At 62.5% G+C, this 18341-nt stretch carries 17 protein-coding genes; 9 read left to right on the top strand and 8 right to left on the bottom strand.

Going from position 1 to position 18341, the window contains the following annotated elements; translation table 11 throughout:
- Positions 1–85: 85 nt before the first annotated feature.
- Together ACLH0H_RS19805 and cysS are read left to right on the top strand one after the other, a co-directional pair.
- A complete protein-coding gene (locus ACLH0H_RS19805) occupies positions 86–1786 on the top strand; it encodes a glutamine--tRNA ligase/YqeY domain fusion protein (RefSeq protein WP_411379303.1) in 1701 nt (566 codons plus the stop codon).
- A gap of 18 nt (positions 1787–1804) precedes the next feature.
- Entirely contained in the window at positions 1805–3187 is a 1383-nt protein-coding gene (gene cysS, locus ACLH0H_RS19810; protein ID WP_411379304.1) for a cysteine--tRNA ligase, read from the top strand.
- Positions 3188–3551: 364 nt separating this feature from the next.
- On the opposite strand, the gene ACLH0H_RS19815 is transcribed toward cysS, so the two are convergent.
- The 7 genes from ACLH0H_RS19815 to ACLH0H_RS19845 form a co-directional block, all read right to left on the bottom strand.
- Positions 3552–3890 carry a Na+/H+ antiporter subunit G gene (locus ACLH0H_RS19815; RefSeq protein ID WP_411379305.1) on the bottom strand — a complete coding sequence of 113 codons (339 nt, stop codon included), beginning with the start codon at positions 3888–3890 and terminating at the stop codon, positions 3552–3554.
- Entirely contained in the window at positions 3887–4165 is a 279-nt protein-coding gene (locus tag ACLH0H_RS19820) for a K+/H+ antiporter subunit F (protein WP_076950843.1), read from the bottom strand. The genes ACLH0H_RS19815 and ACLH0H_RS19820 overlap by 4 nt, the downstream gene beginning before the upstream one ends.
- Positions 4162–4650, bottom strand: coding sequence for a Na+/H+ antiporter subunit E (locus ACLH0H_RS19825; RefSeq protein WP_411379306.1), 489 nt, complete (start codon positions 4648–4650; stop codon positions 4162–4164). The genes ACLH0H_RS19820 and ACLH0H_RS19825 overlap by 4 nt, the downstream gene beginning before the upstream one ends.
- Positions 4647–6329: a monovalent cation/H+ antiporter subunit D gene (locus ACLH0H_RS19830; RefSeq protein WP_411379307.1), complete on the bottom strand. Its 1683-nt coding sequence runs from the start codon at positions 6327–6329 to the stop codon at positions 4647–4649. Before ACLH0H_RS19830 ends, ACLH0H_RS19825 begins: the two co-directional genes overlap by 4 nt.
- The gene (locus tag ACLH0H_RS19835; protein WP_003192163.1) at positions 6326–6670 is read right to left on the bottom strand and encodes a Na+/H+ antiporter subunit C; all 345 of its coding nucleotides are present in this window, start codon (positions 6668–6670) and stop codon (positions 6326–6328) included. The genes ACLH0H_RS19830 and ACLH0H_RS19835 overlap by 4 nt, the downstream gene beginning before the upstream one ends.
- Positions 6670–9591 carry a monovalent cation/H+ antiporter subunit A gene (locus ACLH0H_RS19840; protein ID WP_411379308.1) on the bottom strand — a complete coding sequence of 974 codons (2922 nt, stop codon included), beginning with the start codon at positions 9589–9591 and terminating at the stop codon, positions 6670–6672. Before ACLH0H_RS19840 ends, ACLH0H_RS19835 begins: the two co-directional genes overlap by 1 nt.
- Positions 9592–9845: 254 nt before the next feature.
- Entirely contained in the window at positions 9846–10775 is a 930-nt protein-coding gene (locus tag ACLH0H_RS19845; protein ID WP_411379309.1) for a DMT family transporter, read from the bottom strand.
- A gap of 93 nt (positions 10776–10868) precedes the next feature.
- Here ACLH0H_RS19845 and ACLH0H_RS19850 point away from each other — a divergent pair, with 93 nt between their 5' ends.
- The 4 genes from ACLH0H_RS19850 to ACLH0H_RS19865 all read left to right on the top strand — a co-directional run bounded on the left by ACLH0H_RS19850 (position 10869) and on the right by ACLH0H_RS19865 (position 14503).
- Positions 10869–11432, top strand: coding sequence for a helix-turn-helix domain-containing protein (locus tag ACLH0H_RS19850; RefSeq protein WP_411379310.1), 564 nt, complete (start codon positions 10869–10871; stop codon positions 11430–11432).
- Between the two features lie 155 nt (positions 11433–11587).
- A complete protein-coding gene (locus ACLH0H_RS19855; protein ID WP_411379311.1) occupies positions 11588–12784 on the top strand; it encodes an SfnB family sulfur acquisition oxidoreductase in 1197 nt (398 codons plus the stop codon).
- Positions 12785–12797: 13 nt separating this feature from the next.
- On the top strand, positions 12798–13124 hold the full coding sequence (locus ACLH0H_RS19860) for an acyl-CoA dehydrogenase (protein WP_411379312.1): 327 nt from the start codon (positions 12798–12800) through the stop codon (positions 13122–13124).
- Positions 13124–14503, top strand: a complete 1380-nt coding sequence (locus ACLH0H_RS19865) for an LLM class flavin-dependent oxidoreductase (protein ID WP_411379313.1) — start codon at positions 13124–13126, stop codon at positions 14501–14503. The genes ACLH0H_RS19860 and ACLH0H_RS19865 overlap by 1 nt, the downstream gene beginning before the upstream one ends.
- 275 nt (positions 14504–14778) lie before the next feature.
- Here ACLH0H_RS19865 and ACLH0H_RS19870 read toward each other — a convergent pair whose 3' ends face one another.
- A complete protein-coding gene (locus ACLH0H_RS19870) occupies positions 14779–15054 on the bottom strand; it encodes a DUF6124 family protein (protein WP_411379314.1) in 276 nt (91 codons plus the stop codon).
- Positions 15055–15787: 733 nt separating this feature from the next.
- Between ACLH0H_RS19870 and ACLH0H_RS19875 the strand changes: the two genes are divergently transcribed.
- Genes ACLH0H_RS19875 through ACLH0H_RS19885 form a run of 3 tightly spaced genes read left to right on the top strand, consistent with a single transcriptional unit; the run spans position 15788 to position 18338 of the window.
- Positions 15788–16690, top strand: coding sequence for an AMP-binding protein (locus ACLH0H_RS19875; protein WP_411379315.1), 903 nt, complete (start codon positions 15788–15790; stop codon positions 16688–16690).
- Positions 16687–17460 carry an ABC transporter ATP-binding protein gene (locus ACLH0H_RS19880; protein WP_411379316.1) on the top strand — a complete coding sequence of 258 codons (774 nt, stop codon included), beginning with the start codon at positions 16687–16689 and terminating at the stop codon, positions 17458–17460. The genes ACLH0H_RS19875 and ACLH0H_RS19880 overlap by 4 nt, the downstream gene beginning before the upstream one ends.
- A complete protein-coding gene (locus tag ACLH0H_RS19885) occupies positions 17457–18338 on the top strand; it encodes a branched-chain amino acid ABC transporter permease (RefSeq protein ID WP_411379317.1) in 882 nt (293 codons plus the stop codon). Before ACLH0H_RS19880 ends, ACLH0H_RS19885 begins: the two co-directional genes overlap by 4 nt.
- Positions 18339–18341: the final 3 nt, after the last annotated feature.

Here is an 18341-nt window from a genome sequence, read left to right on the forward strand (position 1 = left end):
GTCAGGTGCTTGACAGCATCGGCTATGATGACGCCTTTGTTTTGTCGGCCTAGCCCGGCCATGTACTTGTCTGTTCAAGGATCCTATGAGCAAGCCCACTGTCGACCCTACCTCGAATGCCAAGGCCGGACCTGCCGTCCCGGTCAATTTCCTGCGCCCGATCATCCAGGCGGACCTGGATTCGGGCAAGCACACGCAGATTGTCACCCGCTTCCCGCCGGAGCCCAACGGCTACCTGCACATCGGTCATGCCAAGTCGATCTGTGTGAACTTCGGCCTGGCCCAGGAGTTCGGTGGCGTCACGCACCTGCGTTTCGACGACACCAACCCGGCCAAGGAAGACCAGGAATACATCGACGCCATCGAAAGCGACATCAAGTGGCTGGGCTTCCAATGGTCCGGTGAAGTGCGCTATGCCTCCCAATACTTCGACCAGTTGTTCGACTGGGCGGTCGAGCTGATCAAGGCCGGCAAGGCCTACGTCGACGATCTGTCCCCCGAGCAGGCCAAGGAGTACCGTGGCACCCTGACCGAGCCGGGCAAGAACAGCCCGTTCCGTGAGCGTTCGGTGGAAGAGAACCTCGACTGGTTCAACCGTATGCGCGCCGGCGAATTCCCAGACGGCGCCCGCGTGCTGCGCGCCAAGATCGACATGGCCTCGCCGAACATGAACCTGCGCGATCCGATCATGTACCGCATCCGCCATGCCCACCACCACCAGACCGGTGACAAGTGGTGCATCTACCCCAACTACGACTTCACCCACGGCCAGTCGGACGCCATCGAAGGCATCACGCATTCCATCTGCACCCTGGAGTTCGAAAGCCATCGCCCGCTGTACGAGTGGTTCCTGAGCAACCTGCCGGTGCCGGCCCAGCCGCGCCAGTACGAATTCAGCCGCCTGAACCTCAACTACACGATCACCAGCAAGCGCAAGCTCAAGCAACTGGTGGATGAGAAGCACGTGCATGGCTGGGACGACCCGCGCATGTCGACCCTGTCGGGCTTCCGCCGTCGCGGCTACACCCCGGCGTCGATCCGCAACTTCTGCGACATGGTCGGCACCAACCGTTCCGACGGCGTGGTCGACTTCGGCATGCTCGAGTTCAGCATCCGCCAGGACCTCGATGCGAACGCCCCGCGCGCCATGTGCGTGCTGCGTCCGTTGAAAGTCGTGATCACCAACTACCCGGAAGACAAAGTCGACAACCTCGAGTTGCCGCGTCATCCGCAAAACGAAGCACTTGGCGTGCGCAAGCTGCCGTTCGCCCGTGAAATCTACATCGACCGTGATGACTTCATGGAAGAGCCGCCAAAAGGCTACAAGCGCCTGGAACCGAACGGCGAAGTGCGCCTGCGCGGCAGCTACGTGATCCGTGCCGATGAAGCGATCAAGGACGCCGACGGCAACATCGTCGAACTGCGTTGCTCCTACGACCCTGACACCCTGGGCAAGAACCCCGAGGGCCGCAAGGTCAAGGGCGTGGTCCACTGGGTGCCGGCTGCTGCCAGCATCGAATGCGAAGTGCGCTTGTACGATCGTCTGTTCCGCTCGCCGAATCCTGAAAAGGCCGAAGATAGCGCCAGCTTCCTCGACAACATCAACCCTGACTCCCTGCAAGTACTCACTGGTTGTCGTGCCGAGCCATCGCTTGGCGACGCACAGCCGGAAGACCGTTTCCAGTTCGAGCGCGAAGGCTACTTCTGCGCGGATATCAAGGACTCGAAACCTGGTGCTCCGGTATTCAACCGTACCGTGACCTTGCGTGATTCGTGGGGCCAGTGATTCTCTAAGGAAGCCGTTGTGCTAACGATCTACAACACACTCAGCAAGACCAAAGAAGTCTTCAAGCCGCTCGATGGCAACAAGGTGCGCATGTACGTGTGCGGCATGACCGTGTACGACTACTGCCACATCGGCCACGGCCGCAGCATGGTTGCCTTCGACCTGGTGACCCGCTGGTTGCGTTTCAGCGGCTATGACTTGACCTATGTGCGCAACATCACCGACATCGACGACAAGATCATCAACCGCGCCAACGAAAACGGCGAGGCGTTCGACGCGCTGACCGAGCGCATGATCGCCGCGATGCACGAGGATGAGGCCCGCCTCAACATCCTCAAGCCGGACATGGAGCCGCGCGCCACGGACCACATCCCCGGCATGCACGCGATGATCCAGACCCTGATCGACAAGGGCTATGCCTACGCCCCCGGCAATGGCGACGTGTACTACCGCGTCGCCAAGTTCATGGGCTACGGCAAGCTGTCGCGCAAGAAGATCGAAGACCTGCGCATCGGTGCGCGCATTGAAGTCGACGAAGCCAAGCAAGACCCGCTCGACTTCGTGCTGTGGAAAGCCACCAAGCCGGGCGAGCCCAGCTGGGAATCGCCATGGGGCGCCGGGCGTCCGGGCTGGCACATCGAATGCTCGGTAATGTCCACCTGCTGCCTGGGCGAGACCTTCGACATTCATGGCGGCGGCAGCGACTTGGAGTTCCCGCACCACGAAAACGAAATCGCCCAGAGCGAAGCCGCCACCGGCAAGACCTACGCCAACGCCTGGATGCACTGCGGCATGATCCGCATCAATGGCGAGAAGATGTCCAAGTCCTTGAACAACTTCTTCACCATTCGCGACGTGCTGGAAAAGTACCATCCGGAAGTGGTGCGGTATTTGTTGGTGTCCAGCCACTACCGCAGCGCCATCAACTACTCGGAAGACAACCTCAAGGACGCCAAGGGCGCCCTGGAACGGTTTTACCACGCGTTGAAAGGTTTGCCCGCGGTCGCCCCGGCCGGCGGTGAAACGTTCGTGGCACGTTTCACCGAAGTCATGAACGACGACTTCGGCACCCCGGAAGCCTGCGCCGTGTTGTTCGAGATGGTGCGCGAGATCAACCGCCTGCGTGAGACGGATATCGACGCAGCGGCGGGTTTGGCGGCACGCTTGAAAGAGCTGGCCAGTGTGCTGGGCGTGTTGCAGATGGAGGCCGATGACTTCCTGCAGGCCGGCGCCGAAGGGCGTGTGGATGCGGCACAAGTGGATGCCTTGATCCAGGCGCGTCTGGCTGCGCGTGCGGGTAAGGACTGGGCGGAATCCGACCGTATCCGCGACCAACTGACCGCGATGGGTGTGGTGTTGGAAGACGGCAAGGGCGGGACGACGTGGCGGTTGGCTGACTGACGGTTGGTTGCTGCACGCTGAATGAAAAACGCCCCGACTGGTTCGGGGCGTTTTTTGCGTCAAGCACGCAGCAGTTTCAGCGGGTACCCCGATCCAAATGTGGGAGCTGGCTTGCCTGCGATGGTCATAGGTATCTACACATTTTTGTAGTGAGCGGGCTTGTCCCGCGCTGGGTGGCGAAGCCGCCCCAACAAAGACACCGCGCAGTTTCAGACAAACCCAATCCGCCTGGTTTGGGGCGGCTTCGCCACCCAGCGCGGGACAAGCCCGCTCACTACAGGGATACTTTTCAGTCTTTGAGAGTTGTGTAGATACCTATGCTCATCGCAGGCAAGCCAGCTCCCACCGCTGCCCACTTGAGGGTTCAGCGGCGGCTGCTGACTTCGGCGGGTACGTCGTCACCGGCCATACGCTTGCGGAACAGGGCGGTGCGTGCCAGCAGCAAGGTGGTAACCGGCACCGTGATCGACAGCAAGATCGGAATCAACCACCCGTGCAACACCGGCCCGGACTTGAGCACCGAAAAGTAGATAATCGACGCCAACGCCACGCACCACGCGCCGATCGTCGAGGCCAGCGCCGGCGGGTGCATGCGCTGGAAAAAATCCTTCATGCGCAACAACCCAAGCGCACCGATCAGCGCAAACACGCTGCTCAAGACCAGCAGCAGCCCGACGACGATCTCCATCCATAACGGCATCATTCAATCACCTCCCCACGCAGCAGGAATTTGGCCAAGGCAAACGAGCCGACGAAGCCGAACAGTGCGATCAGCAGTGCCGCTTCGAAGTAGGTGTCACTGGCATAGCGGATGCCCAATACCAGCATCATCAGCATCGCGAGGATGTACAGGTAGTCCAGCGCCAGCACCCGGTCTTGCGCCGAGGGGCCTTTGAACAGGCGAATCAGGGTCAGCACCATGGCCAGCGAGAACAGGAACAGGCTGAACAGGATCGCATTGGCGAGCAGGGCGCTCATTCGAAGATCTCCATCAGGGGCCGTTCGTAGGCGGATTTGAAGTGCTCGATAAACTGCGCCTCATCGTCCAGGTCGAACACATGCAGCAGCAGGACGCTGCGGTCCAGCGCCAGTTCCGACCAGATGGTACCGGGGATCACCGTGGTGATCATCGCCAGCGCCGCGAGGCCGTTGGGGCTGCGCAGGTCGATGGGGATCTTGATAAACCGCGCGCGCGGCGGGCGTGAGCCGCACCTCAGCACGCCCCGGGCCACTTGCAGGTTGGAGACAATCACGTCGCGGCCTACCCGCAGCAACAGGCGCAGGATCACGCCGGGGCGGCGCAGGCTGATCGGTTGCGGGCGCAGCGGCGCCATCATCAGCGGCGCAACAAGGCCCAGCAGCGCGCCCAGCAGCAGGTTGCCGGGGCTGACGGACAGGTTCAGCACCAGCCATAACCCCCACAGGGCCAGCGAAAGCCAGGGAGCAGGCAGCAGACGCTTCATGGTTGCACCTCCAGCGCGGCGGCCTTGGCTTCGGGGCTTGGCACCGGACGCGTGGCCATCACCGCCATCACGTATTGCTCCGGGTTGTTCAGGCTTTTCGCGGTCGCCAGGGTGTAATGCATCAGCGGTTCGGCCTTGAAGGTGAGCAGGATGCTCAGGCCGACCAGGAGGAAAATCGGCACGCACTCATAGCGCCGCAACAGCGGCGACGGGCGCTCTTCCGGGGTCCAGAAGCGCTGGATGCCTAAGCGCGCGAAGGCGATCAGCGAGGCCAGGCCGGACAGGATCAACAGCGCCACCAGGCCCCAGGCGGCCGGGCGAATCGGTTCATCCACCGCATTGCCCAGGCCCAGCGGATTGAGCAGCGCGCTCAGCAGGCTGAGCTTGCCGATAAACCCGGACAACGGCGGCATCCCGATAATCAGCAGCGCGCAGGCAACAAAGCTCAAGCCGAGGAACGCCATGGTCCACGGGATCACCTGGCCGATCACGGCTTTCTGTTCGTCATCCAGGTTGACCCCAGGGCGCGGATGCAGGGATTCCATGGCCTTGGGCAGCGCATCGATTTCTTCGTCCAGCGGCAGGTCGTTGGCCGAGCGCGAACGCTCGATCAGCTCGGCCAGCAAGAACAGGGCGCTCAATGCCAGGGTCGAACTGACCAGATAAAACAGCGCACCCGCGATCAGGCTGGGCTGGGCGAAACCCACGGCGGACAGCAGGATCCCGGCCGAGACCAGGATGCTCAGGCTCGCCATGCGCTCCAGGCGCTGTGCCGCCAGCATCGCCAGTGCCGCGCAGATGATGGTCGCCATGCCGCCATACACCAGCCAGTCGCCGCCAAACAACGCCGACGCACCGGCCTGGCCGGAGAACAGTAGGGTCCACAGGCGCAACACGGTGTACACGCCGACCTTGGTCATGATCGCGAACATCGCCGCTACCGGCGCGCTGGCCGAAGAGTAGGCGGGCGCCAGCCAGAAGTTCAGCGGCCACATGCCGGCCTTGGCCAGGAACGCCGTCGCCAGAATCGCCGCACCCGCGTGCAGCAGGCCGCGATCAGCCTCCGGCACCAGCGGGATCTTCAGCGCCAGGTCGGCGAAGTTCAGCGTGCCGGTCACGCCGTAGATCATCGCCGCGCCAATCAGAAACAGTGACGACGCCAGCAGGTTGATCGCGATGTAATGCAGCCCCGACGATACCCGTGCGCGGCCGGAACCGTGCAGCATCAAGCCATAGGACGCCGCCAGCAGCACTTCGAAGAACACGAACAGGTTGAACAGGTCGGCGGTGAGGAACGCGCCGTACAGGCCCATCATCTGGATCTGGAACAACGCATGGAAACTGGTGCCGGCACGGTCCCAGCGGGCCATGGCGAACAGCAACGCGCTGACGCCGATGATGCCGGTGAGCACCAGCATCAAGGCCGATAGCTGATCCACCACCAGCACAATGCCGAACGGCACTTGCCAGTTGCCCGGCAGGTACACGCCGATCGAGCCGGGGCCGCCTTTTTGCGTCCAGTACAGCAGCAGGATCGCCACGCCCAGGCCGAGGATGCTCGACACCAGGTTCATCTGTGCCTTCAGTGGGCGGCGTTTTTCGCCCAGCATCAGCATCAATGCAGCGGTCAGCAACGGCAACAGGATAGGCGCGACGATCAGTTGGTTGACCCAATTCATTCCTTGGGCTCCCGGCCATCGACATGGTCCGTACCGGTCAGGCCACGGGAAGCCAGCAGTACCACCAGGAACAGCGCGGTCATGGCGAAGCTGATCACGATGGCCGTGAGCACCAGCGCCTGGGGCAGGGGGTCGGTGTAGTTGAGCAGATCTTGCGGCACGCCGTCCTTGATAATCGGCTCCTTGCCGATAAAAAGGCTGCCCATGCTGAAAATGAACAGGTTGACCCCATACGACAACAGGCACAGGCCCATCACCACCTGGAACGTTCGCGGCCGCAGGATCAACCAGACGCCGGAGGCCGCCAGGACTCCAATGGCAATTGCGATGACTTCTTCCATCAGGCGGCTCCTTCGGTTGCGGCGACCACTTTGGCCTGGTTGCTCGGTTTGTGTGCACGCACCGACTGGTGACCGAGGGCGGTGAGCATCAGCAGCGTCGAGCCGACGACCATGGCGTACACGCCGACGTCGAAGAACAACGCGCTGGCGATATGAATGTCGCCCAGCACAGGCAGGTTCAGGTGCCAAGTATGGGTGGTGAGGAAGGGGTACCCGGCAAATAACGCGCCGATTCCGGTGAGCGTCGCGGAGAATAAGCCGAAGCCCATCCAGCGCATCGGCCGCAGGCTCATCTGCGCCTCGACCCACTGCGTGCCGGCCACCATGTATTGCAGGATGAACGCCACCGACATCACCAGCCCCGCGACAAACCCGCCGCCCGGTTGGTTGTGGCCGCGCATGAACAGGTAGAACGACACCACCAGCGCAATCGGCAGCAGCAGGCGCACCAGCACCGCCGGCACCATCATGTAGCCCAGGGCGGTGTCGCTGGCCTGGCGCGGGTTGACCAGGTCGGTGGCCACGTCCGGCGCCAACTGACGCTGTTGCGCAGGCAGTTGCATGCTTTCCCTGGAGGGGCGGAAGCGGCGCAACAGCGCATACACCGTCAGCGCCACGGCACCGAGCACGGTGATCTCGCCCAAGGTATCGAAGCCACGAAAGTCCACCAGCATTACATTCACCACGTTGCTGCCGCCGCCTTCGGGCAGGGCACGGCTGAGGTAAAACGAGGAAATATCGTTGGGCGTCTGGCGCGTCAGCATCGCGTAGGACAGCAACGCCATGCCGCCGCCCACCACGGTAGACAGCAGAAAGTCGCGCACCCGGCGGATCCGCGCCTTGCGCAAGGTGTTCGGCAGTGGCCACACCTCCTCGATCCGCCGTGGCAGCCAGCGCAGGCCCAGCAGGATCAGCACCGTTGTGACCACCTCGACCACCAGTTGCGTCAGCGCCAGGTCCGGCGCCGAGAACCACACGAAAGTGACGCAGGTCATCAGCCCGCACACACTGACCATGGTCAGGGCCGCGAGCCGGTGATACTTGGCCTGCCAGGCGGCACCCAGGGCACAGGCGATCGCCAACACCCACAGGGTGACGAACACCACGGAGCCTGGAATCTTCGGCCGGTCGCCCCACGTGAGGCCGCTGTCGAGCATCGGGATCAGGCCGCCAATGACCGCCACCAGTACCAGCAGGAACAGCTGGGTCTGCAGGCGCTTGGTGCTGATGCGTTTTTCGATCCTGCGCACGCCGCGCATCATCACCACCAGGCTGCGTTCGAAGCCGCGCTTGCCGTTGAAATAGCTGATGACCGGCGGGTACTTGAAGCGGCCACGCTTGAGCTGCTTGCGCAGCAGCAGGTACAGCACCACGCCGCCGGACATGGCCACCAGGCTCATGATCATGGGTGCATTCCAGCCGTGCCAGATCGCCAGGCTGTACTCCGGCAGCACGCCGCCCACCACGGGCAAGGCGGCGGCGGCTAGGATCGAGCCGACCACCTGCGCCGGGAAGATCCCCACCAGCAGGCAGGTGAACACCAGCAGCTCCACCGGGGCGCGCATCCAGCGTGGCGGTTCGTGTGGGGTGTGTGGCAGGTCGGTCGCAGGCGGCCCGAAGAACACGTCGACAGTGAAGCGCAGGGCGTAGGCCACGCTGAAGGTGCCGGCCACGGTGGCGATCAACGGCAGGGCGAATTCCACCCAGGCGGTCGCTGAGATAAACACGGTCTCGGCGAAGAACATTTCTTTGGACAGGAAACCGTTGAGCAACGGCACGCCGGCCATGGACGCACTCGCCACCATCGCCAGGGTCGCGGTGAACGGGATCAAACGCACCAGGCCGCTGAGCTTGCGGATATCGCGGGTGCCGCTTTCGTGGTCGATGATGCCCGCGGCCATGAACAGCGAGGCCTTGAACGTTGCATGGTTTAGGATATGGAATACGGCCGCGACGGCGGCCAGCGGGCTGTTGAGGCCCAGCAACAAGGTGATCAGCCCGAGATGGCTGATGGTGGAGTAGGCCAGCAGGCCCTTGAGGTCATTCTGGAACATGGCGCAGTAAGCGCCGAGGAGGAGGGTGATGGCGCCAGCGCCGCCGACGATCCAGAACCATTCTTCGCTGCCGGACAGCGACGGCCACAGGCGGGCCAGCAGGAACACGCCGGCCTTCACCATCGTTGCCGAATGCAGGTACGCCGACACCGGCGTGGGCGCCGCCATCGCGTGGGGCAGCCAGAAGTGAAACGGGAACTGCGCGCTTTTGCTCAACGCGCCGACCAGCACCAGGGCCAGCATGACCGGGTACAGCGAATGCGCGCGAATCTGATCGCCCGCCGCCAGCACCAGGTCCAGGTCATAGCTGCCGACGATATGCCCCAGCAACATCATGCCCGCCAACAGGCACAAGCCGCCGGCGCCAGTGACCATCAACGCCATGTACGCGCCGCGCCTGGCATCGGCGCGGTGATGCCAATAGCCGATCAGCAGGAACGAGAACAGGCTGGTCAGTTCCCAGAAAAACACGATCTGGATCAGGTTGCCGGAGATCACCAGCCCGAGCATGGCGCCCATGAACGCCAGGAAAAACGCAAAGAAGCGCGGTACCGGGTCTTCCGGCGACATGTAGTAACGCGCATACAGCGACACCAGCGTGCCGATGCCCAGCACCAGCAACGAGAACAGCCAGGCAAACCCGTCCATGCGCAACACGAAGTTCAGCCCGAGGCTGGGCAACCACATGTACTCTTCACGGATCACCCCACCGTGGATGATCTGCGGGTACAGCAGGGCGACTTGAAGGGTACCGACCAAGGCCACGAGGCCGGCCAGCAGGGATTCGGTATTACGTGCATTGTGCGGCAGCAAGGCCGCGAGACAGCTGCCAACGAAGGGCAGAAGCAGTAGAACTATCAGGGACATAGGCTTCTAATCTGCGGGAGTTTGGGATGCATCATACGTGCCGCTTTCTTGATCACCAAACGGCAACATGTGGCAGGATCCTACAAGGTAGGCCGGAAACGTCCGTTTGGCAGATCGTTCCCCCGCTCTGCGTGGGAATGCCTCCTGTGACGCTCTGCGTCACCATGGCGCAGGGCTCAGTCACGAGCTTGGACGCGGAGCGTCCGGGGCGGCATTCCCACGCAGAGCGTGGGAACGATCATGTCCATCCGACCCTAGCCCTGCTGCTCCTGTTCCATCTGATCCTGCAGCTCGATGGCTTTTTGCCCCTTCGTCTTCAATTCGCTCACAATCACTGCTACCACAATCAATGCCGCGCCCACCATGGCAATGGGGGCAAAGCGTTCACCGGCAATGCGTCCGATCACGCCCGCCCACACCGGCTCGCCCGCGTAGATCAAGGTGGCTCGGGTGGGCGAAACACTGCGTTGCGCCCAATTCATCGCCACCTGGATCACTGCGCTGGTCAGGCCCAAACCTACCGCGCTGAACAGCAGCAACCATGAGAACCCCGGCAGCGCCTCGCCCATCGGCACCACCATCAGGAATGACAGGAGCGACGCCGTGGCCAGCTGCACCACGGTGACGCGGCGCACGTCGACTTGGCCCGCATAGGCGCTGATCAGAATGATCTCGGCCGCGACCGCCATTGCGCAGATCAGCGTGGCGATTTCGCCGGGGCTGAAATTAAAGGAGGCGCCAGCCGGCCCGGTCAGCAGCATCAAACCGGTAAACGCCAGCATGATACCGATGCTCGGCATCAGCGCCGGGCGCCTTCCCAAAACCAGCCACTGCAATAACGGCACGAACGGCACATATAACGCGGTGATAAATGCCGACTGGCTGCTGGGAATGCTCTGCAGGCCGATAGTCTGCAAGCCATAGCCAAACATGATCGCTGCACCGATAAAGACCCCGGCCTTCAGCTCCAGCAGGGTCACTTCAAGCAAGGTGTGCAAGGTGAAAAAACCGACCACAATAGCCGCAGCCGCAAAGCGCAGGCCGACGAAGAACATCGGCCCGCTGACGGTCAAGGCATGCTGTACCAGCAAAAACGTACCGCCCCAGATCATCGTGATGAACACCAGGATGCATTCGGCTTTGCTCAAACGGTTGAAACGCGAAGGGGAAGTTGGGGTGGTCATGGCGGCTCTGGTCTTGCATGGCAAAGGCACGGACCGCACAATGCGGCGCATGCTGGGCAGTATACTGCGCACACCCACCCATTGAGCAATATAGTGCACAAAGAAAATCCACACCGGGCCTCGGTCCTGCAGCACGTCAGCCAGAACGTTCGTCGCCTGCGTCACGCCGCCGGCCTGAGCCAGACCGCGCTCGCGGAAACGTCCGGGGTCAGCCGGCGCATGCTGGTGGCGATCGAGGCGGGGGAGAAGAATGTCAGCCTGTCCACCCTCGACCGCGTGGCCGAAGCCCTGGACGTGGCGTTCAGTGACCTGATCCAGGCGCCGGATGCTCCCGACCACAGCCGCATCAACGAGCTGGCCTGGGCCGGTGATATCCCCGGCAGCAAAGCCGTGTTGTTGGCCAAGGCGAACGCCCGGCGCGAAGTCGAATTGTGGGAGATGCGCCTGGAACCCGGTGATCGCTACAGCCCTGAACCCGACCCGGAAGGCTGGAGCGTGCAACTTTTCGTGTACGAGGGCGTACTGACCCTGATACTCGACGACGAAGAGAAACACGTGGCCGCCGGTGAGTTCTACATGTTCGCCAGCCGCCAGTCCCACGGCTATCGCAACTCGGGCGCTGTGGCGGTGTGCTTCGTGCGTACGGTGGTGATCTAACTGTTCGCCAGGCAACAGTGAACGGACACTTTGCTGGTTTGAAACGCCTTCTACTGCGCTGATTTACCGGCAACCTGCTGATTTTAATGGCGATTAAATTCAGGCACGACTCCTGCAGTCATCCAGGTCATCCCATCGGAGCCTGGAGTCGGCCCATGTCAGCCCACCCTCAACACCCTGCCCATATCATCCGCTCGGACGCGGAGGCCATCGAAGTCGCCACGCGCCTGGCCGCGCGCTTTGCCATCGGCGCCAGCGAGCGCGACCGTAACCGGCGCCTGCCGGTGGCCGAGCTCGACGAATTCTCCGCCAGTGGCCTGTGGGGCATCACTGTGCCCAAGGCCTACGGCGGCGCCGAAGTGTCCTATGTGACCGTGGCCGAGGTGATCAAACTGATCTCCGCCGCCGACCCTTCATTGGGGCAGATCCCACAGAACCACCTGGGCGTGGTCGACATCCTGTTGCAAACCGCGACCGAGGAGCAAAAACGCCATTACTTCGGCAAAGTGCTGGCCGGCTACCGTTTCGGCAATGCCTTCTCCGAGGCCAAGAGCAAAAACGCTGGCACCTTCGACACCCAGATTCGCTTCCACGGCGATACCGCGCAGATCAATGGCGAGAAGTTCTACTGCACCGGTGCGCTGTTCGCCCACCTCGTGCCCACGGTGGGCAACGACGAACACGGCCAGGCGTTTATCGCCTTGGTCGAACGCGATGCCCAGGGCTTGACGGTAGTCGACAGCTGGGACGGCTTCGGCCAGCGTACCACCGCCAGCGGCGGCGTAACCCTTGACGGTGTGACGGTGCCCCTGAGCGCAGTGATTCCTGCGCACCTGGCATTCGACCAGCCCACCGCCAACGGCCCGATCTCGCAGATCATCCAGGCGGCGGTCGACACCGGCATCGCCCTCGGCGCGCTGGAACAGGCCAAGCTCCATGCACGCCAGGCGCGGCCGTGGATCGACAGCCAGCAGGACCATGGCTGGCAGGACCCGTTCACCATCGCCGCCATCGGCGACCTGGAATGGCGCGTGCACGGCACCGAAGCCATCCTCGCCAAGGCCGGCCTGGCCGTGGACCGTGCCCTCGCCGAACCCAGTGAAGACAGCGTGGCCCATGCCTCGCTGGTGGTCGCCCAGGCCAAGGTGCTGTCGGCCGAAACCGCGTTGCTGGCCAGCAGCAAACTGTTCGAACTGGCCGGCACTCGCTCGGTCACCGGCAAGCACAATCTTGACCGCTTCTGGCGCAACGCGCGCACCCACACCCTGCACGACCCGGCCCGCTGGAAGTACCACCTGATCGGCAACTTCGTGCTCAACGGCGTGAAACCCGCGCGCCACGCCTGGAACTGAGGAGGCTTAGCCCATGACCGCACTCAAGCTTGCGCGCCAACTGCTGGACAGCACCCGACGCCACGTCGAGAAGAGCGACGACCCCTACGTGATCAGCCGTTTCGGCGACTTGCAGATCCGCGTCGAGGTGGCCGCGGCGTTGTTCGAACGCGCCGAAACCCACCCCAGCCCGGTCGCCGTCACCGAAGCGCAGATCGCAGCCGCCGAAGCCTTGATTGCCGCGAGTAACGCCGAGTTCGAACTGACCGGCCAACGCACCGCGTTGCCGCCGACCCTGGAGGATCCGTTGCGCTGGAAATACCAGATCGTCGGCAACTACCACCTCAACGGAGTGCTTTGATGTCCCGTGAAATCCGCTTGAATGCCTTCGACATGAACTGCGTCGGCCACCAATCCCCCGGCCTGTGGGCTCACCCGCGCGACCGTTCGTGGCAGTACAAGGACCTGGAATACTGGACCGACCTCGCCAAAATCCTCGAGCGCGGCAAGTTCGATGGCCTGTTCATCGCCGACGTGCTGGGCATCTATGACGTGTACAACGGCAACGGCGACGCAGCGATTCGCCAGGCAACCCAAGTGCCGGTCAACGACCCGTTGTCGCTGATCGCGCCGATGGCATTGGTCACCGAACACCTGGGTTTCGGCCTGACGGCTTCGTTATCGTTCGAACATCCGTACCCGTTCGCGCGCCGCCTCTCAACACTCGATCACCTGACCAAGGGCCGCATTGGCTGGAACATCGTCACGTCTTACCTGGAAAGTGGCGCCAAGAACCTCGGCCAGACAGCCCAGACCGAGCACGACGCACGCTACGACTATGCCGAGGAATACCTGCAGGTTTGCTACAAGCTCTGGGAGGGCAGTTGGGAAGAGGGCGCCGTAGTGCGCGACCGCGAGCGCCGGATATTCAGCGACCCGAGCAAGATCCACGAGATTCGGCATGTCGGCAAACACTTCCAAGTGCCGGGCATTCACCTGTGCGAGCCGTCGCCGCAGCGCACGCCGGTGCTCTACCAGGCCGGTGCGTCCAGCCGCGGCAAGCAGTTTGCGGCCGAACAAGCCGAGTGCGTGTTCGTCGCCGCGCCGTCCAAGGTATTGCTGAAAAAGACCGTCGCCGATATCCGTCGCCGTGCCGCCGAGGCGGGACGTGACCCGAAGAAAATCCTGATCTTCAACTTGCAGACCGTCATCGTCGGCGAGACCGATGCCAAGGCCAAAGCCAAGTTCGACGACTACAAATCCTACGTCAGTTATGAAGGCGCCATGGCGCTGATCTCCGGTTGGACCGGCATCGACTTCAGCCGGTTCAAGCCGGATGAGCCGCTCAAGCATGTGCACACCAATGCCATTCAATCCGCCGTCGAAGCGTTCTCCACGGCGGACCCGAACAAGGTCTGGACGCCGAACGAACTGGCCGACTGGGTCGGCATCGGCGGCCTCGGCCCCCTGTTTGTCGGCGGTCCGCAAACCGTGGCGGACCTGTTGCAGGAATGGGTCGAAGAGACCGATGTGGACGGCTTCAACCTGGCCTATGCACTGACCCACGAGACCTTCATCGACGCCGTCGACCTGCTGGTGCCGGAGTTGCAGAAGCGCGGTGTGTACAAGACCGAATATGCCAAGGGCACGTTGCGCGAGAAGTTGTTCGGCGACGGCCCACGTTTGGCCCCGAACCACCTGGGCGCCGGCTACCGTGACCTCAAGGCCACTGCCATCTAACTGGCGAATCCGATCAATGTGGGAGCTGGCTTGCCTGCGATAGCGGCCTGTCAGTCGACAAAAATTAGCTGACCCACCGCTATCGCAGGCAAGCCAGCTCCCACATTTGATCTCCATTGTTTGGTCAATCCCAGCCAGTGGACCACCGTACCCCGATCGTTCCCACGCTCCGCGTGGTAATGCATCCCGTGACGCTCTGCGTCACCCTGCGCCAAAGTCGGGACGCAGAGCATCCCAGGCGGCATTCCCACGCAGAGCGTGGGAACGATCATGACCTACGCCACCGGACATTCCCGATTCAACGCTTCATCCACCAACAATCGCGCAATTTCAACCATCTGCACCACTGCAAGAACATGCTTGCGGCCCGAACCTTCCAGTTGCTCGGCACAGTCGTACCCACAAACAGTCGCCGATTCCAGCATCTCGCTGGCATTGCACAAGGCAGCTTCGGTGCTGAGGCCGGGACGGATGGTGAAGATTAGGTTGGGTGGGGTTTGCGGGAAGTCATCCGAAGAGGATGACGGAGGATTCGGAGTAACTTTTTTCATGCGGTAAATCTCCATTCAGTAGGAGCTCACCACGTCTGCGACCAAGCAGAAGGGGGGCGAGCTGTACGCAGGTTGGTCGACCAGGGAATGGAAACCCGGCAGGGCCTGAGCCCTCCCACGCACAGCTCGCCATAACGCGAACACAATAATGCCGCTTGCGCGGCACTGTGCGCCATTCTAATCCAGGCGACCAAGCCTGATCGCTGATGATCAGCGACTTCGAGAGGCTAACGGTGCGTTAGCAACTGCAAGCCACAGAAATTGTAGGAAAAATCCTTTTAGAGGTTTTTACAACGTTTGCCTGATCAACCTGATCGTTCCCACGCTCCGCGTGGGAATGCATCCCGTGACGCTCTGCGTCACCTGTACGTATAGAGTTGTCGGCGGGACGCGGAGCGCCCCAGGCGGCATTCCCACGCGGAGCGTAGGAACGATCAATAGTTGTGTAGATACCTATGGCTATCGCAGGCAAGCCAGCTCCCACATTTAATCGTCATTGTTTGATCGATCCCCGCCCAGCGGACCACCGCACGCTTCATACATCATTCCAAAGTGTTTATCCCGCAACACCGAATAAACAATCTGTTCCTTTGCCACTCTCTGCGCGCGTCGCACCACGGCGTCCCCCCAAGAATCGCTGACTTCGCGCCTAGGCATGACTCATGCAATACACAGTTATTCCCTCTATAGCCAGCGGACCACCGCACGCTTGAACACCAATAGGAACCCCCCTATGAGCGTGCACGAACTCAAACGCCCGCCTGCCCTGGAATGGCCCGCCGAGCTGCTCGGTGACTTGCCCAAGGCCTTGGACCACCTGTGGCACTGGGCGCAGATCACGCCGTTGCACACTGCTCTGCGTCATAAGCGCCAGGGCCAGTGGTATGCGTGGCGCTGGATCGATGCATTACGTGACGTGGAACGCCTGGCCGATGGCTTGCGCCAGCAGGGCTTCAGTGAGCATTCGCGACTGGCCCTCAGCGGTTCGTTCGAGCCGAACGTGGTGCTGCTGGCCCTGGCTGCCCACTCCATCGGCGGGCAGGTGTTGACCCTGGCCGATGACCTGGAGCCCGAGGCGCTGCAGCAACACCTGTGGCGCATTCGCCCCACCCATTCTTATGTGCAAGGCCGTCGGCAAATAGCGCATTGGCAGTCGGTCAATCTGCTGGATTTTGCCCAGTTACTCGGCCCGATCGCTCCCGCGCAACGTCTTGTACGCTGGAGAAAAATCAGCGACGAGACCGCACTGTGGAGCGAAGAGGGCACCGGTTGGCAGGGCGGCCTTGCGGTGCTGCTGGAGCAATGGCTAAACACCGGCCATGGCCTGGCCTTCCCGGAAAGCCCGGCCTCGGCGCGGCGTGATCGCAGCGAGGTGGCGCCCACCGGCCTGCTGTTGTCGCCCGCCCGCTTGCAGCACCTGGCCGATGAGATCGAGAGCCGTCTGGCGCCCCACGGTACCTGGCGCCGGCGCCTGTGCGAGTGGGCCATCGCCCATCCGCAGAGCGGCCTGCGGCGCCTGCTGAAAAACCGCGTGCGCACGCTGCTGGGTTTCCAGCGCCTGGCCTACATCTGGCAACCGCTTAAAGCCCCTGCGCATCCAACGTGGCTGGCCGAATTCAAACGGGACATCGCATGAGCCAAGCCATTCTCCAGGTGCGCGATATCTCGCTGTCTTTCAAGGGCGTCAAGGCGATCAATGCTTTGTCCTTTGATGTGGCGCGCGGTGAGATTTGCGCGCTGATCGGGCCCAACGGCGCGGGTAAAAGCTCGCTGCTCAATGTGCTCAATGGCGTGTACCGCTTTGATGCCGGTGAGATTGTGTTCGAAGACCAGCACTTGCACCGCATCGACCCGTTGGGCGCAGCGCGCCGAGGCATTGGCCGCACGTTCCAGAACAACGCGCTGTTCAAGAAAATGAGCGTGCTCGACAACATCCTCACCGGCCTGTCGCGGCATATGCGCAGCAGCTTCATCGAACAAGCCCTCGGCTTGCCCCGCGCGCGGCGCGAAGCCGAGGCGTTCCGCCGGCGTGGCCAGGGCATTCTCGAGTTGCTTGAACTGCAAGCGCACCGGGATGTGCTGGTCGGTAACCTGTCGTACGGCCTGCAAAAACGCGTGGAACTGGGCCGCGCACTGATCGCAGGACCAAGCTTGCTGCTGCTCGACGAACCCATGGCGGGCATGAACGCCGAGGAAAAACAGGAGATGGCGCGCTTCGTCGCCGACGTGAACCGCGACCTCGGCACCACCGTGGTGTTGATCGAACACGACATGGGCGTGGTGATGGGCCTGTCCGACCATGTGGTGGTGCTCGACTACGGGCGCAAGGTTGGCGATGGCACCCCGAGCGAGGTGCAAGCCAATCCCGAGGTGATCGCGGCGTACCTGGGAGCCCCACACGCATGACGTTCTTCTTCGAAACCCTGCTCGGCGGCCTGCTCGCCGGCACCATGTACTCGTTGGTCGCCATCGGCTTCGTGCTGATCTACAAGGCCAGCGGCGTGTTCAATTTCGCTCAGGGCTCAATGCTGCTGTTCGCAGCGCTGACCTTCGTCAGCCTGCACGACCAGAGCGTGCCGTTTGCCCTGGCGCTGCTGCTGACCGTGATCGTGATGATCGTCGGCGCGTTGCTGATCGAGCGTCTGGTCTTGAGACCGCTGGTGAACCGTTCGCAGATCACCTTGTTCATGGCCACCCTCGGCCTGTCGTTCGTCATCGAAGGCCTGGCCCAGGGCTTGATGGGCTCGCAAGTACGCGCGCTGGATCTGGGCATCGACGACGTGCCGCTGTTCGTTGGCCCACTGATGCTCAGCCAATTCGACCTGATCGCCGCCGCTGCCGCGGTGGTGCTGGTGGCGGTACTGGCGCTGCTGTTCAACAAGACCCGCATCGGCGTCTCGCTGCGCGCGGTGGCGGATGACACCACGGCGGCGCTGTCCATCGGTATCAACCTCAACCGCATCTGGCAGATCGTCTGGGCGGTGGCCGGGATTGTCGGGCTGGTGGCGGGGTTGTTGTGGGGCGCGCGCCAGGGCGTGCAGTTTTCATTGTCGCTGGTGGTGCTCAAGGCCTTGCCGGTGTTGATCATCGGTGGCTTTACCTCGATCGGCGGGGCGATTGTCGGCGGGCTGATTGTCGGCGCGGCGGAGAACCTCGCCGAGGTGTATATCGGCCCGCTGATCGGCGGCGGCATCACGCCGTGGTTCGCCTATGTACTGGCCTTGGCCTTCCTGTATATCCGTCCCGCCGGCCTGTTCGGCGAGCGCGCCATCGAGCGAGTCTGAAAC

This window comes from Pseudomonas sp. MPB26, from assembly GCF_046605355.1.
In the GTDB taxonomy this organism is placed as follows: Bacteria; Pseudomonadota; Gammaproteobacteria; order Pseudomonadales; family Pseudomonadaceae; genus Aquipseudomonas; species Aquipseudomonas cedrina.

Bases quoted from the DNA above. Each gene is read 5' to 3' on its own strand.
- ACLH0H_RS19805 (WP_411379303.1), top strand. From the start codon at position 86: ATGAGCAAGCCCACTGTCGACCCTACCTCGAATGCCAAGGCCGGACCT.
- ACLH0H_RS19815 (WP_411379305.1), bottom strand. From the start codon at position 3,890: ATGATGCCGTTATGGATGGAGATCGTCGTCGGGCTGCTGCTGGTCTTG.
- ACLH0H_RS19820 (WP_076950843.1), bottom strand. From the start codon at position 4,165: ATGAGCGCCCTGCTCGCCAATGCGATCCTGTTCAGCCTGTTCCTGTTC.
- ACLH0H_RS19825 (WP_411379306.1), bottom strand. From the start codon at position 4,650: ATGAAGCGTCTGCTGCCTGCTCCCTGGCTTTCGCTGGCCCTGTGGGGG.
- ACLH0H_RS19830 (WP_411379307.1), bottom strand. From the start codon at position 6,329: ATGAATTGGGTCAACCAACTGATCGTCGCGCCTATCCTGTTGCCGTTG.
- ACLH0H_RS19835 (WP_003192163.1), bottom strand. From the start codon at position 6,670: ATGGAAGAAGTCATCGCAATTGCCATTGGAGTCCTGGCGGCCTCCGGC.
- ACLH0H_RS19840 (WP_411379308.1), bottom strand. From the start codon at position 9,591: ATGTCCCTGATAGTTCTACTGCTTCTGCCCTTCGTTGGCAGCTGTCTC.
- ACLH0H_RS19845 (WP_411379309.1), bottom strand. From the start codon at position 10,775: ATGACCACCCCAACTTCCCCTTCGCGTTTCAACCGTTTGAGCAAAGCC.
- ACLH0H_RS19855 (WP_411379311.1), top strand. From the start codon at position 11,588: ATGTCAGCCCACCCTCAACACCCTGCCCATATCATCCGCTCGGACGCG.
- ACLH0H_RS19860 (WP_411379312.1), top strand. From the start codon at position 12,798: ATGACCGCACTCAAGCTTGCGCGCCAACTGCTGGACAGCACCCGACGC.
- ACLH0H_RS19865 (WP_411379313.1), top strand. From the start codon at position 13,124: ATGTCCCGTGAAATCCGCTTGAATGCCTTCGACATGAACTGCGTCGGC.
- ACLH0H_RS19870 (WP_411379314.1), bottom strand. From the start codon at position 15,054: ATGAAAAAAGTTACTCCGAATCCTCCGTCATCCTCTTCGGATGACTTC.
- ACLH0H_RS19875 (WP_411379315.1), top strand. From the start codon at position 15,788: ATGAGCGTGCACGAACTCAAACGCCCGCCTGCCCTGGAATGGCCCGCC.
- ACLH0H_RS19880 (WP_411379316.1), top strand. From the start codon at position 16,687: ATGAGCCAAGCCATTCTCCAGGTGCGCGATATCTCGCTGTCTTTCAAG.
- ACLH0H_RS19885 (WP_411379317.1), top strand. From the start codon at position 17,457: ATGACGTTCTTCTTCGAAACCCTGCTCGGCGGCCTGCTCGCCGGCACC.